Raw genomic sequence first — 14917 nt, forward strand, 5'->3', positions numbered from 1 at the left:
CTGGACATATTTCATGATGCCCTCATCAAGCACTAGCCCCATTGATTCATCAAGGCAAAGTTCTTTAGTTGATGGCTATGCCGCTGTAAGCGCCGCATTTACAAGTGCTTTGGCTGGTGAAAGACCCATTGCCTACAGCGTAAATTTAGCCAAGCTAACAGGGGATGCCAAAGCTGCTTTGTTCTTGTCTCAGCTTGTGTACTGGACGCGTGTTGGTGTGAACATTGAACACCATGGCGGATGGATTTTTAAGACCCGAGAACAATGGCAAGGCGAGACAGCCCTGTCACGTTACGAACAAGAGTCTGCTAGGTCACATTTACTTGATGCAGGATTGATGCAGGAAGCCCGTATAGGCTCACCAGCACGCAATTGTTATCGACTTGTACCTGAGGAGCTTGGCATGGGCCTATCGCGTCTTCTAGACACGCCAGTTCAGCTTTCGCTACTCGATTTGAGATCACGCTCAGAACATGCTCGTCAGCAACTTCGAACACTGCTCGGCCACAACCTAGCGTTTTATCGTGTTTTCACTGAAATAACGCCATCGCTGACCTCGGCAATCTTTCTCACGAAAGCATTGGCCGTGCAACGCAACATACAAACGGCTCAAGCAAACAAGATCAAGAGCAACCCCTCCCCTACCCTCAACCCATCAATCCCATGGGAAGCAGAGTGGTTTCACTTGTCACCAACAACTTGGTTTGAAGAGACTGGATTGACTATTGCGCAGCAGCGAGACTGCAAGCAAAAGTTATGCCTAGAAGGCCTCATTGAAACAGCAATTCAAACACATCCTAAGAAACGTCAGTTCTTGCGTGTGGACATGAATAAGTTGGTTCAGACACTCGAAAAGAACTTGCTTGCCAAGGCTCAACGAACTGGCACAGCCAGTGGGTTACTTGGCGTTCTACTTAATGGTGTAAATCAGAGTACGAAAAATATTCGCACTGAGTGTGGCGCACTCAGTACGAAAAATATTCGCACTCACTTAGGCGGCAAAGTCAATGGCGTTAATTTAGCCAGAAATGATGTTGTGTGTGAAAACCATCCATCCAGTGGTTCAGTTGAACAGTTATCCACAAGTCGGCAAATTCTGCCAACTGAGTGTGGCGCATCCAGTCGGCAAGTTTTGCCGACCACCCCTAACGTCGGCAGTAAAGAGTTACTCACGAGCGCGACAAATTGTCGTACTGAGTGTGGCGCACCCAGTACGACAATTTGTCGCGCGGCACTAAAGAGCGAAATTAATGAAAGGAATTTAGTCGTCAGTGATGGCGTGTGCGATAACCACCCATACAGTTTTACCGAAACGGTAAATCCAGTTGGTGGTTTTTCGCAGATCAGAAAGCTGGATTTAGCAGACCAGTTGGCTGTAAATCGCACAGACCTAAGGATGGATTTAGCAGATCCACATGCGCGCGCGGATTTGACTACACATAACAAGACTACCACCACCACTACAACGCCTCCTGCTGTGGTTGTGGTGAATCAAGATTTGTTTTGGCCAAAAGATCTGAATGCAGAAACATTGTCTCAATGTCAACGTTTGATTCAACAAGTCAACGGTGACGTGCGCAAACAAGAGTTGATTGATGAGATGGCAGGAAACATCAGATTGACTGGCAAAGTCAAATCACCTGTGGCGTATCTGCGATTCCTCATTAAACAGGATTCAACACTCCCAGGCGGATTAATTCTTGAAGTTGCACACGATGAGCGTTTGCGCCGCGAAGCGCATCTTGCACATGAGCAAAGGTTGCTGAAGGCACAAGTCGCTAACAACATCAATGCTGACGTACAAAGTTCTGCGCCTCTTGCCCCGCCCTCTTCGGCTGTTATTGCTGAACGCCAAAAACTTCTAGCTTTGCGACAAGCAATTAAAGGCCAGTCTTTTTCACCAATCTCGGACTCTTCAACTACTCAACCATCAACAGCCGCATGGGTGTCGGACAAGCGATCTTTGAGTGTGAAGAAGCCATCTTCAAACTTGGCTCAGCCAATCATCAAAAGGTAACACCCATGGCAACGACTCAAAAACCAAAAACGTCACGCAAGAAAAAAGCTGATTCAGTTGATGCAACAAGTTCTGAAGCAACAGGCATTCAATTCGCAACGATTGAAAGCTCACCATTTCCTGATGGCTATGACATTGAAGCTGAATCAATGGCAGTAGCTCAGTTGGTTGAAAGTGATAACCCAAGCGAGACTGATCCACTCTATGCGCGTTACACGTTGTACCTTGATCGGCTGGCCCAATTGGATTCCATGCGTCGCACTCATCATGCGCGGCAAGAAGCGAACCTAGAAGTTCCCACCAATCAAGCAACGAAGGCCACACAAATTGGTGCCCTGTCAGTTGATGAGGAAGACACCATGACACTGCATACGGTTGAGGCAATGCGACTGTATTTGGGTGTAGCACCTGAGCCTGGTTCAACAACTCGATTTGGCGTGCCAGGTGCGCGACGTGCTGCAACAGCCTTGCGTCAACTCTTTTTATTGACCGCGAATGACAACCCCTATGCAGATCTGAAACTGGTCGAAACAGATCAACGTGTGGCAAAAATCAAAGCACTCATCGAAAAAATTGAGCGCACTCATAAAACCAAGTTGGACGAAATGCGAGCAAAAGGCTTGAGCTACAGCATCTTGGCTTCAAGCAATCCGCAAACAGTAAGCCTCGGATATCGCAGTCCCTACGGTTACACGATGTCCACACTGATCGTCTTGTTCGATCACTGCGTGCGCGTTGTCAAGTCTGCTGCGCGACGTGACTTGGTTAGCAAAGCTGAAACGCATATTGCTCTGCTGCAAATGAAGCGAGAAATTCGCTCCATGTTTGAAAACGCAAACGGTGCCGTTAGGACACTGATGCAAAAACAAATGCTTGGCTTAAGCCGAGCTGACTGGTTAGAGCAAGCCGATGAAGACGCCAAAAAACGTGTCGAAGCTGCGCATCAACTACTCGGTGCGCTGCCGCAACCAATCTTTGTGGGCGAACTAAGCCCAAGGCATTCGCTACGAAACGAACGTTTGAGTGGTGCCGAAGTCGAATTGTTGCGTCAACTCTCCAACCCAACTTCAACTCCAGCTGCCTCAACAACTGAAATCAATCCATCTGTGACTGGGCCAACTCCAGTCACAGATGGTCTTGTTTAACAACTCAACCGAAAGAAACGTGATGAACACAAACACTGAAACAACGAACGACGATCAACCGCTTACTGCGGCAATTCCATGGGACGAATTCGCTAAAGCTGATCTCAGCAGCGAAACCTTCGTCAAGCTGATCTTCGTTTGCGATGGCCAATTGGCTGAGGCAACCATCCTTTGGGACTTGCTCTCATTTCATAAAACGCGTGGTTTGGATGTGTTTCGCAAGATGTCGTCAACAGACTATCACGATCAATACGGTACAGAAATTGGTACTGACCGTTCAATACAGCGATCAATCAGAACCCTAACCGTCGATGACTTGATCGAACAAGCGCAGGTAGTGCGCAACATGCCGCGCAAGTTTCGTTTGAACTGGGTGGCTTTGTCTCACAGGCTTGTTGCTGTGAACAACAAATTGCCTGGCTTAAGCCGAGCTTAAAAAAGTTATGGGGAAAGTCTTGAAGCTTAAGTTATGTCAGGGGGCACTTCAGTGCCGCCGTGTGCTGCTTGCGCAGCGAACCGTCAACGTGCGCCAGAGTTGGATAAGGGCTATGGCTACGAAGATCGGTGTGGTTCTGCTTATTCAATCCACCGGAAAGCAGCAAACCGGCAATTGTTCCTTTACTGACACAGCAGGGGCGGTCCATGCCCCGTTCAGCTTCTCGACTTCCCCCGCCAATTTAGCAGATGTTCAAAACCAAGGGTTTTCCCTTTGGTTTCAATTTGTGAAATGGATGAGTTTTGGTGGAGGTCAAGGAACGTCAGGACTGCTGCCTGCCTCTGATCAAGGACAGGATGGGAGCTTCTTTCGAAGCGAACTGTGCTGGGGTGTTGCGGTTTTTGGTAGCTCACCCAGCATCGGTACTTGTGCTCCCTTTTTGGCTAGTCAGTTCTTTGACCTCTGCCACCCATTTTTTAATGCAACTAGTGCCACTGTCAACTCTACGGGAACAGCGTGTTGTCAGTCTGTGAGTGCACTTAAAGGCCTTTAAGGGTAAGGGAGTATTTGATGATGAAACTATTTAATCAACCCGCTGTAGATCAAGGTGTCATGCGTTCTCTGCGCATGGTTATTCGAAATCTTGGGGGGCACGTGTTCGTGGAACAACCAGGACAAATCTGTCTTGGCCACCTTTGCATGGAGCCACGAATTTGTTTCACGATGCCGCGTGAACAAGCACTGCGAGTGTGGCGCACTTGGTTCGACCTGAATCAGGCCGGTAGCTTCAAATGGTCAATGCAGGGATATTTTCCAACCTTGTCAGCAAAAGCTGCTCCTACTGGTTGGCATGAATCCGATGGCGGGTATTTGCTTTTAGGCCAAGCGGAAGGTCTGGTGCTGCCCTCAACTATTCGCACCAAGACCGTTCAACTCATTGGCGCAATTGACCTATCCCCAACTTGGCCAGCAAGCCAAACCCACGACGGTGAGCATGGCAATGACTAAAACAAGTTTGGGTGAGACAAGGTGTGATGCCTTGCTCCCCGTGCCGCACAGGCACCTGCTACAGGCTTGGGTTTTCGCATCCCAGTCAACTCCTGCACCGCAGGCAGGACAACTTTGGTGGATGACATTTTTTGCTTTCATGGGAAATCCCTTCGTTTGGTTGAAACATTTGGAAGGGGTGTGCTTCGCTTGCACTGGGCGTGTTTCACGAAACACACCCATAAAAATGATACTCGAAGGGATTTCCCGCCCCAATTTGGAGCATGTCTATGCAAACTGATCCAACACTTCAAGGCATGGCGGCGCTGCAAGGTCGTGGGGCATTTCTGGCCGTACTGCGTCAAGCAGAAGCGCAACAAAAGATGGTCCATGCCGAAATGGAGCGCCTCAAGGAACTATCCAAGGTCAAAGGGTCGTCCATCTTCTTGGAGCTGCATCGCTACTCACGGGGCAACTGGGTGCTTCGCTGGCGACTGAAGCAAGGTCGAGTTTTTAAGCATGTCCTGTGGTGTGACATCCAAATCGAACTCAACGCCCTGCCCTTGGCGATCAAAAAACACTACGAGGCTCAGAACTTACGCAGCCTTGAACTCAACACGCTGGACATTGTTTTCCAGCAAACGATTAAGTGGCTGAGCAACCACTTGACCAAATCTCGCACCAACAGATCCGGTGCAAGTAGCAGACCAATTGCAACAGCCGAATCTCGGTTGGGTTGATCTGCGTTTTTTAGGAGAAGACCAAATGGCAATTGAAGCAGTAATCGACGGTAATTTACTCGAAGCACCAAGCCAACGCATGGTGGCAGTAGGTGGCAAACAAGTGCGAATCACTGAAATGCGTGTGATGAGTGATTCATGGAAGCGCGGTCCCGACGATGAGTTGGTTCAAGACGCAGAAAAAACAAAGCCTGTCGGCATCACGATTTGGAATGAACGTCTTGGCGAGCATGTCATGAAAACTTTGCGAAGCGGCATGCGATTGCAAATCGAAGGCAGTCTCTATCTGCACACATGGACTGTGTCTGATGAAGATCGCGCTTCTGGTAAGAAAGATGGTGCCGAGATGCGTTGCAACGCCGAAGACGTGGCATTGAAGCTCAACCGTATTGAGTCAATCAATATGCGTGCGAAGCAAGACCAATCGGCAGCACCAGCAGCCTAAACCTAACAGTTGAGTCATATGAAAACGACTCCACAAGAACCCACCGTGCCTTCATCTGGCACGGTGGGGCAACCTGAACTCACCATCATTGATCGACGTGAAATTCCAATCTGTGGCGGCATCGTTGTCGTTGAAACGCGCAGTGATGGAGCAATGCTTGTTGATGGTGATTTGGTTGAGCCTGTGGAAATCACAGCCGAGAAGATGTTCAATGAATCGAAAGCAAGCAAATCATGATGAATAAAACTCACATAACGAGTTTGATTTCATCCGGACACGTTGAGCATGGTATTTCTGAATTGGTCGACGCAATTCATGCAATGGGATTGCAACCAGAAAGAGCTTGTGCTGGGCATGGGGAAAATTCTTTGAGCTTCCCTGAACTGCCCTATGTTTCGTTCAGAGCCCCATCACAAAGAATAGCTTATCGACTCCATTTGGCCGCTGTTATGGCGACCATGCACGGTTATGCGTGGTGGCTCAGAGCAGGATTTCCAAGTTACCGAGGATTGGATAAAGAAATTCTAGGACGTCGACCACGCGAGCTGAGATATTTTTTAGAGTTACATCCTTGCTCTACTTTGTATTCGAAACATTGGTTGCTGCCCAGCAAGTTATCTAAACCAAAAATCAATGATGCAATTGCAGAGATGACCAATCTAGTCGATGAGGCAATTAACCCTCAATGGTATCCATCAGAGTTGAAAACTCTAGGATTTAAAAAATGAATTCATTGCATACACAAATGAGTGTGGGACGCAAGGCTTTGCTTCTGAGTGCATTAAACAATTTCGATGCAACTTTGCTTGCAGTTCGACATGAGATGCAAATGAACCTGACTTCCCCAATTGCGACCTACATCTTTGAAGAGGTCAACGCGTATGCAGCCATTGACTCGCAAGGCGTTCTTGGGTTTTCTGAAGATGTTCGATTGAAAACTGTCTTGTTACTTCTCTTAAACCAAAAAGCAAAGCAGGCTGTTTACAAGCAACGATCACTTCCTCAATTTAACTCAGGATGGTTGGAAACAATGGGAGTTACGGTTTTAGATGTTTGCGAATTTCTTCAAAAGGCAGAGCATCCAGAATTAATTGAGCTTGTCCGCGAAATTTAGCTTCGGTCCAATCATCTTGAAACTCATCCAAAGCGACATGATCAATCAAGTTTTCTACAACTTTTTGGATTGCTTCCATCTTTTCCAAAAGCAGCTGGAGCAGAAGTTCGTTTTTCATGGGCGTTCCTTTTTTAACTTGGTGGTTTTGGATGTGAAGAACCCACATTCTGCCAATGGACTGGAACGCCCACCCTCTTGTAACAATTTGCATGCAAAGAACTAATCATGCGTCTATTTATTTGCGAAAAACCCTCCCAAGCCAAAGACATTGCTAAATTTGTTGGAGCAACTCAACGCGGCAACGGGTGTACCAGTGGACCTGATGTAGCTGTGACCTGGTGTATTGGTCATTTGCTGGAGCAGTCACCTCCCGAACACTACAACCCTGAACTCAAGAGCTGGAACATTGATCTGTTGCCTGTCGTGCCGCAGCAGTGGCACATGGCCATCAAATCTTCAACGAGAGAGCAATACCAGTGCGTGGCCAAGGCGCTGAAGCAAGCAACGGAAGTCATCATCGCCACCGATGCTGACCGCGAAGGTGAAGTGATTGCTCGTGAAGTTTTGACACTCAACGGCTATCGTGGACCAGTCAAGCGTTTATGGTTAAGCGCGTTTGATGATGCCTCTGTGCGCAAAGCGTTGGGCAAGCTCATGCCTGGTGAAAAAACATTACCCATGTATTTTTCAGGAATGGGACGCTCGCGTGCTGATTGGCTTGCTGGCATGAACCTCACGATGGCTCTAACCAAAGCATTTGGAACGGGCGGTCGTGACGGTGTTTTGCACTGTGGTCGCGTTCAAACACCGGTGCTTGGGTTGATCGTTCGACGTGAGCGTGCGATCGCCAATTTCAAACCTAAAACACATTTTGTGCTGAAAACTTCGTTTGAAATTCAAGGCTCCATGGTTCCGATGGTTTGGCTTGTCTCTAAAGATAAGCTCGATGCAGATGGGCATTGTATAGACCAAGCCTACGTCAAATCGGTGGCGGCAAAGGTACTGCATAAGACGGGTCGTTTGACGGATGTTGAAACAACTCGTGAACGCAAACTAGCCCCCCTGCTCTACAGCTTGGGCAGTTTGCAGCGTGAGGCATCTGCTCGTTACGGACTGAAAGCACAAGCAGTCTTAGATGCGTGCCAAGCACTCTATGAAAAACACAAGGCGACAACTTACCCCCGTAGTGATTGCGAATACTTACCGCTGTCGATGCATGGTGACGCACAAAGTGTTTTGCAAGCCGTTGCAAAAATTGATTCATCCCTATCAAAGCTCACACAATTGGCCGATTTGAGCAAGCCAGGTCGTGTTTACAACGACACTAAGGTCACAGCTCACCACGCGATCATTCCCACGGGGAATGCACATGTACGCATGGCCGATATGTCGAAGACTGAGGTATTGATCTATGACTTGATTCGTCGTCGATTCATAGCTCAGTTCTTGGGGGCTTTTGAGTACAACCAAACGGTCATCAAATTGGTTTGCGAAGCAGAGAGATTTGAAGCAAAAGGCAAGATTCCTCTTGTGCAAGGTTGGCAACTGGCATACGAAGGCATGGAGCAATTCAAGACCAAGCCTTCTAAGTCGAAAAAGTATGACGATGAAGGCAATGAAGTTGAAGATCAAGAAGTTTCATTGCCCAGCTGCCAAGTCGGTATGCAAGGCATCAATCGACTGGCTGATGTGGCCACCGAAAAAACAAAACCACCCAAGCGCTACACCGAAGGCACGCTACTAGGGGCGATGGAGTCCATCGACAAAGTGATTGAAGACCCACGTTTGAAAAAAATCATGCAGACCAAAGAAAAGGCAGGCATTGGAACTGATGCCACGCGGTCGGCAATTATTGAAGGCCTGTTCAAGCGTAGCTACATCGCGAACGAAGGTAAAGCGATCGTACCCACCGATAAAGGCATGCACTTGATCGAATTGATGGAGAAAGTGGCGCCTGAAATGGCAGACCCCGTATTGACTGCACTTTGGGAAGATCAGCTGGGACAAATTGAATCGGGCACCGTGACATTGGAGCAGTTCGAACGCAATCTTGGAACATGGTTGGCAAAGCTCATCGAGCGAATTAAAGTTCAAGCGAAAGCAATGCCTCAGCGCCCTGATTCGCGTCCAACATCTTCTACCAATGCAAATGGCAGCCCCGTAGACGCGAATTCACCTGTGTATGCATGCAAGGCATGCGGGAAGGCATTAAAGCTTCGCCAAGGCCCTTCTAGTGCGTTTTGGGGCTGTTCTGGTTATCCGACATGCAAAACAACTCTCCCTGATGCAAATGGCAAACCTGGTGAACGTGCACAACAATCGTTGCCTGCTGAAAAATCCATCCCAAATTCTGGTAAAAATTCAACGGCCGTGGTTTGTGATGCCTGCGGTAAACCGATGAAACTGCGACAAGGTGGACGTGGACCGTTCTACGGTTGCAGCGGGTATCCCGATTGTAAAAATACAAAACCTGTATGAAAGGCTTCGGGCATTGGGGCGAGGCTTCAACAGCCGCATGGTTATGCCTTCGTGATGAAGGCGGCTGGTGGACCGTTGAAGAGCTGGAAAATGAATTGCAATGTTTCTCGCGCTCAGAGCTTCGTCGATCGCTTAAAAATCTTGCTCACCGACAACACTTGCGTCATCGCATTTTGAAAAATCGTGTTGTTTATGGCCTGACATTAAACTGCACACCAATCCAAGGTCATGTGCTCAATCCGCAGTTGTCATTGTTTTCTGACGCTCGAAAATTTATTCAATGTACTGATCGAGGAATAAGTATCCAAAGAAGTTAAAGATGCCCATTCGTTAGCCGATTAGTGGGCACGATGAATTTAGATTTTTTATGTGCTCTAGCTGAAATCTACGAGTGGGAAATTCAAAGCCATGTAGCGTTTCAAACTGTTACAGGCCGAGCGCTTTATTTTGGAATTGTGCGTGCACACTTAAATGGCCATCAAATTGATCGAACGTCATTGAAGCAACTGGTTAGTTCAGACATTGCGACCGAAAGAGGTGTCAGGTTGCGGATGAGAGAGTTTGAAAAACTCGGGTTGGTCTTCATCGAACTGAATACCATTGACAAGCGAACAAAAAGAGTTTTACCTACTGAGCAATTCGTTGCGTTGATGAATGCCCATGCATCACAAGCCATGCTGATTTTTCAAAGGCGTTTCTTCATTATTCAAAACACTACTCCCACTTCTTCGGAACAGAGTTAAACTAGAGTCTCTAACGCGGTAGGGACGCGCCCGAAAAATTCATGCTTGATTTTTAAGCAAAGTACTGAAGCTCAGTATCTATGCGGTCAAGCGGCTGCATAACCCTAACTTATCCACGAAAGCTGTGTATATGTCCCTACCCTTTAACGTTGTTGATGCTTCCAAACTTTTTGCGCAACGCGCATGCCCACCTGGCGCAATAGTCCAGCACAACGAACTCGGCCGTGGTCGAGTTCGCCTGTGTGATGGTTTTTGGCGTGAAGTTGACTTTGAACACCAGGTAACAAAAAAGCCAAATGAACTAACCAGTGATGAATGGCCACTGGAGGTGAAATCCGAAGATCTCATCGAAGTAAATTGGACCACCAACGTCACCCATCGTTTGCATGTTCACGACTTGGTTGAAACAGCAAAAAATCATTACCCATGCGATCGAGCATGGGTAGGTTTTCCCTGTTAAATCTGAAATTTGAGAAACTCAAGCGAAAACAAAACAAAGCGTGGGCCAAAAAGCATGATGATAGAAAAAACCAAGAAACAGGCCAAGATCCTCAAAACTACGTTCAACATTTCTTTCTCCTTTACAAGTTGAGATTTAATCTTTTCATTTTTTCGAACAGACTCACCATCTCAAAAACAGGGTTTTTGGCCTTTTTTCACTTTTTTAGGCCAAGCCATGTCAATTATTTTTCTTGACAACAAAAAAAATTTAAACGCCAGAGGTTATGTATCCGAAGGTGGTGATTTTTAAAGTTCACACAATTCGTTTGACAGCGCCATTTGTCTTTGAAAAAGCATGGCTTAAAGACTAGAAATCGGTGTTTTTTTGGTGCAGAATTCGCGCACTTGTCCCGCTGAGTCATCAGCACCCAAGTACGCTTCGCAAGGAGCACCCTTCAGCCGTTTGGTTCCAAAGTCGTAAGACTTGACGGCGCTCGCAAGAGTCAGGAATGTTCTGTTGTTTTGTTAACCCCTTGGGGAATGTTTCATTCCCCGTTGGGGCATGGCGTTCCCCTTTTTTCTTTTTAGGAGAACTTCCATGTCAAATCAATCTACTAGCAACTTCATCAATCTGCACACTACTGGCATCGGCTACATTCGCCGCGTTCGTAATGTTCCAGTGCGCAAAGGTCCTGCATTTTTTGCAGCGTCCATTAGCGCGATGTTTGGTGAAAAAGGCGTTAAAGATGGCGTTCAATACGTCCCCTATGACGTCAAAGCAGTCAGCGAGCAAGCCGAACAGGTTTTGCAACTGATCCAAGCCGATGCAAACGACCAAAACAAACGCGTGATGGTTCGTTTCAACATCGGTGATGCTTACATCGACTCCTTTAAACATCAATCTGGCGCTCGCGCCGGTGAGACAGGTTTAACGATGAAAGGCCGCCTCCTTTATGTGACTCATGCGTGGGTCAAAAACAAAAATGACGGCGACGATCAAGCAGGTTGGAATCTGGTTTACGAATTGCCTAAACAGCAAGACGAACAACCAGCCAAAACCGGCACTGAAGGCTAAACCCCTCTCCGCATTTCCTCAAGGCTTCGGCCTTGAGGGAGTCGGAATTCCTCATTTCTGCTTTTTGGAGTATTCTTATGTCCACTATGCAAATCAATCTTTTTGAAGCTTTGACGGATGCCGGTGTCAAACCTGAAGCTGCTCGAAACGTTGAGCGGCAGGTTGAAGCCGCAATTCAGTCAAGCCATGATTCAATTCAAAACCAATTGTTCACAAAAGCTGACGCTGCTCAACTTGAGCACCGTCTGGAAGTCAGTTTTCATAAAGCGATCAACGAGCTTACTTGGAAGCTGGTGACTTTTGTCATTGCCGCTAACGGCATCATGTTAGCCGCATTGAAACACTTTGGGTAACGAAAGCTAAAACCTTTCGCATTGCTCATTACCTTGTAGGTAGTGAGTTTTGCAAAAAGTTTTTCACAGTTCCTTGTCAGGCTTGCCCGTTCACTGGCTAAACGAATGGGCGACGCTGGCTTGCCAGCAACCTTAAAGCAGTTAGGTCCAAAGTCGAAAGACTGACTGCCGTGATGCAAATCATGCTGGATTTTCTTGAGCACATTGACAGCTCCCTTTCGAGTTCATTGTTGATGTCCACCATCAACAAGCAAACACACCCAGCGCCACAGCGCGTTTGTTCCCGTAACAGTAAGTCTCGGCTCGCCCTCCCGCTACGACGTCAAGAACCGTAGCACCTATTCCAAGGTCTTATCGGCCTTGCAATGCACCCAAGAGTTCATTGCAAGGCCGATAGCGGCCAATCTCCTTCTCGGGTGTCCGACCACCCCTTAACTCGGTCCCTTGAACGATCAGGACCGTCGCGTTGAACGCGACTGTTCTGCATAGTCTTTAATTCGTGAAAACTATGCAGAGCAGATCAAAGAATTCATCGCGGGAAACCGCAATGTACGCTGCGCAAGCAGCACCCTTCAGCCGTTAGATTCCAAGTCCTCTACATCGCAAGATGCAAGACTCGACGGCGCTCGCAAGAGTCAGGAATGTTCTGTTTTTTTGTTAATCCCCTGGGGAATGTTTCATTCCCCATAGGGGCGTGACGTTCCCCTTTTTCTTTTTAGGAGAACTTTCATGTTGACTCAATCTCATAGTGCACAAGCATTGGCTTTAAAAGATTTTGAAAATTTCAAAATTGAAGCGATTCAAACCAATGATGTAGATGCGGTTTCTAGCGATCTGTGGCAAATTGCCTCCGAATGCTGTGAAAGTCGTGCATATGCAAAAGCAATACAAGAAATCAAAGATTCACGTATTGATATTGTTCATTGGCTCTTCAAGTATGTGTACTCTCACCATACAAAAATGCTCCCATTGTTTGATAGTGAAGTTAAAGCTCAATTTACAGGCATAACGCCAGGGCGTTGGCTGTAAATTTTTGCCTTACTAAATACATTCAAAAATCACCTTTTGGTCGTTTGACCAATTCATCAACCCCGTGGGGACTCTCCTCACGGGGGTCTCCATTTTTTACTTTGGAGATCACATGCAAAAATTTGCAGGCCGACTCATCGTCGAAGAAATCAAAGGTCGTAATGGCCTTTTTTGTGTAGGAACTTTGAAAACTTCAATTGGAGACTTCAAAGTCAAAGATCCAGCGCTTGATCAATTCAAGCGTGGGAGTTATGAAGGTGATTTTCTTGTTGAAAAAATTTACACCAAGGGCGTGCCATGGCGTGGTGGATTTTTCACAGAACTTATCGCCAAAATTGCAGAAGGTGGTTTCATCATCGCTGATGAAACTGATGCGCCACCGCAAGACCTTCCATCGACGCAAGCTGAACCAGATCCTGTTGATGAAAAATTTCAAAACACTTCGCAGTCTGCGCCGATACAAGAAGTTGTTCGCCCTATTGCCAAGAAACGATCTGAGTCAACTGAAAACGATGACATGGAACTTTTTGGTATCGAGTTGTACTCTGCCTTTATCCAGTGCGCTCAAATCGCGCTAGACCCCACGGTTGATCGGGAGCAATTCCGTAGGCAGCGTGACCGCCTTAAAGAAGCTGGCTATCGCTTCAATGCGCAAGATCAAGTTTGGACAATAGTCCAAGATTAATCCCACCCCCTAACGGAGATGCCGTTAGGGCATCTCCATTCAAAACCCAGAAGGAGATTTCAATGGCACTTATGTTTTCGCGCCTCGCACACAATTTCATCAAGAACGGATATTTCCCAACAGATGAAGTCACTATGGGACGCATCTTGCAAGCGCTTGATGCCTCTCTCGATCAAAAGCTAGCAATCCTTGACCCTTGTTGCGGTGAAGGTGCAGCACTAGCTGAAGTAAAAAACCACTTACAAGAGCTTGGAGCAAAGCCCCAGTCTTTTGGGGTGGAATACAACGCGGAGCGATCACAAAATGCTCGGCAATGGCTTGACGTAGTTGCTCATGCCGACATTGCTGAAATGGCAATAAAGGTACGTCAATTTGGATTGCTGCTACTTAATCCACCATACGGAGACATGGTTTCAGATCAAGCGCAGCTTGATGCTGCAACTGGTGGAAAAAAACGTCTTGAGAAGCATTTTTACAGGCTGTCACATCCATGGCTCATGCCTGAAGGTGTGCTGATTTTAATTGTGCCTCACTACGTTTTTGATGCTGAATTTTCTGCCTTGATTGCCAAGAGCTATCGTGATGTGCGAGTATTCATGGCACCAGAGCAAAAATTTAAGCAATGTGTCTTGTTTGGTGTCAAACGAAAAGCTGATCGCCTCGATCCCGAGCTGGCCAGTCAACTTGAAGCCATGGGTACAGGAACTCTTCCTCCCGAGTTACCAGATCACTGGACTTGGCCTTGCTATCAGGTGCCAAACTGTGTCTTAGATTCCATCCAGTTCGTTGCTCATCGCATCGAAACAGATGGTTTAGCTCATGAAATCGAGCGAATGCACCGATCTACCCTTTGGCCGCAATTTGAACAACACTTTGGTGGCCGTGTTCAAAAGCATCGACGTCCTTTGCGTGCACTTCGTGATTGGCATTTAGCGTTGGCGCTTGCCGCAGGTCAGATTTCAGGAGTTGTGCGCTCACCCGATGGCCGCATGCTGCTGGTCAAGGGCGACACGCACAAAGATCGTGCTTTAAAAGTGACGTTTGAAGAGACGGGCAAAGACGGTGACATGCGCGAAATCCGTACATTCACCGACAAGTTCGTTCCAGTCATTCGTGCGATTGAGTTCACACCAGGACCGATGTTCGGAAATCTAGTCACGATTCAGTGATTAGAAATTTTTAACCCTTGCGGGACTATCCCGCATGGGGGTGGTTTCGCTTATTTAGGA

19 protein-coding genes are annotated in these 14917 nt (G+C 47.3%); all 19 read left to right on the plus strand.

The genetic code is table 11. From position 1 onward, the window contains the following. The first annotated feature begins 13 nt into the window (after window positions 1-13). The 19 genes from RMR24_RS12055 (at window position 14) to RMR24_RS12145 (ending at window position 14857) form a co-directional block, all read left to right on the plus strand. On the plus strand, window positions 14-2017 hold the full coding sequence (locus tag RMR24_RS12055; protein ID WP_310615321.1) for a hypothetical protein: 2004 nt from the start codon (window positions 14-16) through the stop codon (window positions 2015-2017). A gap of 5 nt (window positions 2018-2022) precedes the next feature. Next, the gene (locus RMR24_RS12060) at window positions 2023-3162 is read left to right on the plus strand and encodes a PFL_4669 family integrating conjugative element protein (RefSeq protein WP_310615322.1); all 1140 of its coding nucleotides are present in this window, start codon (window positions 2023-2025) and stop codon (window positions 3160-3162) included. 22 nt (window positions 3163-3184) lie between these two features. Then, window positions 3185-3598, plus strand: coding sequence for a hypothetical protein (locus RMR24_RS12065; protein ID WP_310615323.1), 414 nt, complete (start codon window positions 3185-3187; stop codon window positions 3596-3598). Window positions 3599-3710: 112 nt separating this feature from the next. After that, the gene (locus RMR24_RS12070; RefSeq protein ID WP_310615324.1) at window positions 3711-4151 is read left to right on the plus strand and encodes a hypothetical protein; all 441 of its coding nucleotides are present in this window, start codon (window positions 3711-3713) and stop codon (window positions 4149-4151) included. A 17-nt stretch (window positions 4152-4168) separates the two neighbouring features. Beyond that, a complete protein-coding gene (locus tag RMR24_RS12075; RefSeq protein WP_310615325.1) occupies window positions 4169-4606 on the plus strand; it encodes a hypothetical protein in 438 nt (145 codons plus the stop codon). 269 nt (window positions 4607-4875) lie between these two features. Further along, window positions 4876-5325, plus strand: a complete 450-nt coding sequence (locus RMR24_RS12080; protein WP_310615326.1) for a hypothetical protein — start codon at window positions 4876-4878, stop codon at window positions 5323-5325. A 25-nt stretch (window positions 5326-5350) separates the two neighbouring features. Then, complete coding sequence (locus RMR24_RS12085; RefSeq protein WP_310615327.1) at window positions 5351-5770, plus strand: single-stranded DNA-binding protein; 420 nt, start codon at window positions 5351-5353, stop codon at window positions 5768-5770. A gap of 45 nt (window positions 5771-5815) precedes the next feature. Then, complete coding sequence (locus tag RMR24_RS12090) at window positions 5816-6007, plus strand: hypothetical protein (RefSeq protein ID WP_310615328.1); 192 nt, start codon at window positions 5816-5818, stop codon at window positions 6005-6007. Continuing rightward, window positions 6004-6498 carry a hypothetical protein gene (locus tag RMR24_RS12095; protein WP_310615329.1) on the plus strand — a complete coding sequence of 165 codons (495 nt, stop codon included), beginning with the start codon at window positions 6004-6006 and terminating at the stop codon, window positions 6496-6498. The genes RMR24_RS12090 and RMR24_RS12095 overlap by 4 nt, the downstream gene beginning before the upstream one ends. Then, entirely contained in the window at window positions 6495-6884 is a 390-nt protein-coding gene (locus tag RMR24_RS12100) for a hypothetical protein (protein ID WP_310615330.1), read from the plus strand. Before RMR24_RS12095 ends, RMR24_RS12100 begins: the two co-directional genes overlap by 4 nt. 225 nt (window positions 6885-7109) lie before the next feature. After that, entirely contained in the window at window positions 7110-9362 is a 2253-nt protein-coding gene (locus RMR24_RS12105; RefSeq protein WP_310615331.1) for a DNA topoisomerase III, read from the plus strand. Further along, window positions 9359-9679: a hypothetical protein gene (locus RMR24_RS12110; RefSeq protein WP_310615332.1), complete on the plus strand. Its 321-nt coding sequence runs from the start codon at window positions 9359-9361 to the stop codon at window positions 9677-9679. Before RMR24_RS12105 ends, RMR24_RS12110 begins: the two co-directional genes overlap by 4 nt. A gap of 33 nt (window positions 9680-9712) precedes the next feature. Next, window positions 9713-10105 (plus strand): hypothetical protein, encoded by a 393-nt coding sequence (locus tag RMR24_RS12115; RefSeq protein WP_310615333.1) that lies wholly within the window; start codon window positions 9713-9715, stop codon window positions 10103-10105. Window positions 10106-10235: 130 nt separating this feature from the next. Then, window positions 10236-10565, plus strand: coding sequence for a hypothetical protein (locus RMR24_RS12120; protein WP_310615334.1), 330 nt, complete (start codon window positions 10236-10238; stop codon window positions 10563-10565). Window positions 10566-11144: 579 nt separating this feature from the next. Next, a complete protein-coding gene (locus RMR24_RS12125) occupies window positions 11145-11621 on the plus strand; it encodes a DUF3577 domain-containing protein (protein WP_310615335.1) in 477 nt (158 codons plus the stop codon). 77 nt (window positions 11622-11698) lie between these two features. Then, window positions 11699-11974 (plus strand): hypothetical protein, encoded by a 276-nt coding sequence (locus tag RMR24_RS12130; RefSeq protein ID WP_310615336.1) that lies wholly within the window; start codon window positions 11699-11701, stop codon window positions 11972-11974. Between the two features lie 729 nt (window positions 11975-12703). Continuing rightward, window positions 12704-13003 (plus strand): hypothetical protein, encoded by a 300-nt coding sequence (locus RMR24_RS12135; protein ID WP_310615337.1) that lies wholly within the window; start codon window positions 12704-12706, stop codon window positions 13001-13003. A gap of 112 nt (window positions 13004-13115) precedes the next feature. Beyond that, a complete protein-coding gene (locus tag RMR24_RS12140) occupies window positions 13116-13688 on the plus strand; it encodes a DUF3275 family protein (protein ID WP_310615338.1) in 573 nt (190 codons plus the stop codon). Window positions 13689-13750: 62 nt separating this feature from the next. Then, a complete protein-coding gene (locus RMR24_RS12145; protein ID WP_310615339.1) occupies window positions 13751-14857 on the plus strand; it encodes a DUF6094 domain-containing protein in 1107 nt (368 codons plus the stop codon). The last annotated feature ends 60 nt before the right edge of the window (window positions 14858-14917 follow it).

The sequence above is a fragment of the Limnohabitans sp. genome (assembly GCF_031539105.1).
Lineage (GTDB): Bacteria > Pseudomonadota > Gammaproteobacteria > Burkholderiales > Burkholderiaceae_C > Limnohabitans.

Coding starts and splice junctions, on each gene's coding strand:
- RMR24_RS12110 (WP_310615332.1), top strand. CDS start 9,359: ATGAAAGGCTTCGGGCATTGGGGCGAGGCTTCAACAGCCGCATGGTTA.
- RMR24_RS12145 (WP_310615339.1), top strand. CDS start 13,751: ATGGCACTTATGTTTTCGCGCCTCGCACACAATTTCATCAAGAACGGA.
- RMR24_RS12130 (WP_310615336.1), top strand. CDS start 11,699: ATGTCCACTATGCAAATCAATCTTTTTGAAGCTTTGACGGATGCCGGT.
- RMR24_RS12115 (WP_310615333.1), top strand. CDS start 9,713: ATGAATTTAGATTTTTTATGTGCTCTAGCTGAAATCTACGAGTGGGAA.
- RMR24_RS12075 (WP_310615325.1), top strand. CDS start 4,169: ATGATGAAACTATTTAATCAACCCGCTGTAGATCAAGGTGTCATGCGT.
- RMR24_RS12085 (WP_310615327.1), top strand. CDS start 5,351: ATGGCAATTGAAGCAGTAATCGACGGTAATTTACTCGAAGCACCAAGC.
- RMR24_RS12135 (WP_310615337.1), top strand. CDS start 12,704: ATGTTGACTCAATCTCATAGTGCACAAGCATTGGCTTTAAAAGATTTT.
- RMR24_RS12105 (WP_310615331.1), top strand. CDS start 7,110: ATGCGTCTATTTATTTGCGAAAAACCCTCCCAAGCCAAAGACATTGCT.
- RMR24_RS12095 (WP_310615329.1), top strand. CDS start 6,004: ATGATGAATAAAACTCACATAACGAGTTTGATTTCATCCGGACACGTT.
- RMR24_RS12120 (WP_310615334.1), top strand. CDS start 10,236: ATGTCCCTACCCTTTAACGTTGTTGATGCTTCCAAACTTTTTGCGCAA.
- RMR24_RS12140 (WP_310615338.1), top strand. CDS start 13,116: ATGCAAAAATTTGCAGGCCGACTCATCGTCGAAGAAATCAAAGGTCGT.
- RMR24_RS12060 (WP_310615322.1), top strand. CDS start 2,023: ATGGCAACGACTCAAAAACCAAAAACGTCACGCAAGAAAAAAGCTGAT.
- RMR24_RS12080 (WP_310615326.1), top strand. CDS start 4,876: ATGCAAACTGATCCAACACTTCAAGGCATGGCGGCGCTGCAAGGTCGT.
- RMR24_RS12125 (WP_310615335.1), top strand. CDS start 11,145: ATGTCAAATCAATCTACTAGCAACTTCATCAATCTGCACACTACTGGC.
- RMR24_RS12070 (WP_310615324.1), top strand. CDS start 3,711: ATGGCTACGAAGATCGGTGTGGTTCTGCTTATTCAATCCACCGGAAAG.
- RMR24_RS12065 (WP_310615323.1), top strand. CDS start 3,185: ATGAACACAAACACTGAAACAACGAACGACGATCAACCGCTTACTGCG.
- RMR24_RS12055 (WP_310615321.1), top strand. CDS start 14: ATGATGCCCTCATCAAGCACTAGCCCCATTGATTCATCAAGGCAAAGT.
- RMR24_RS12100 (WP_310615330.1), top strand. CDS start 6,495: ATGAATTCATTGCATACACAAATGAGTGTGGGACGCAAGGCTTTGCTT.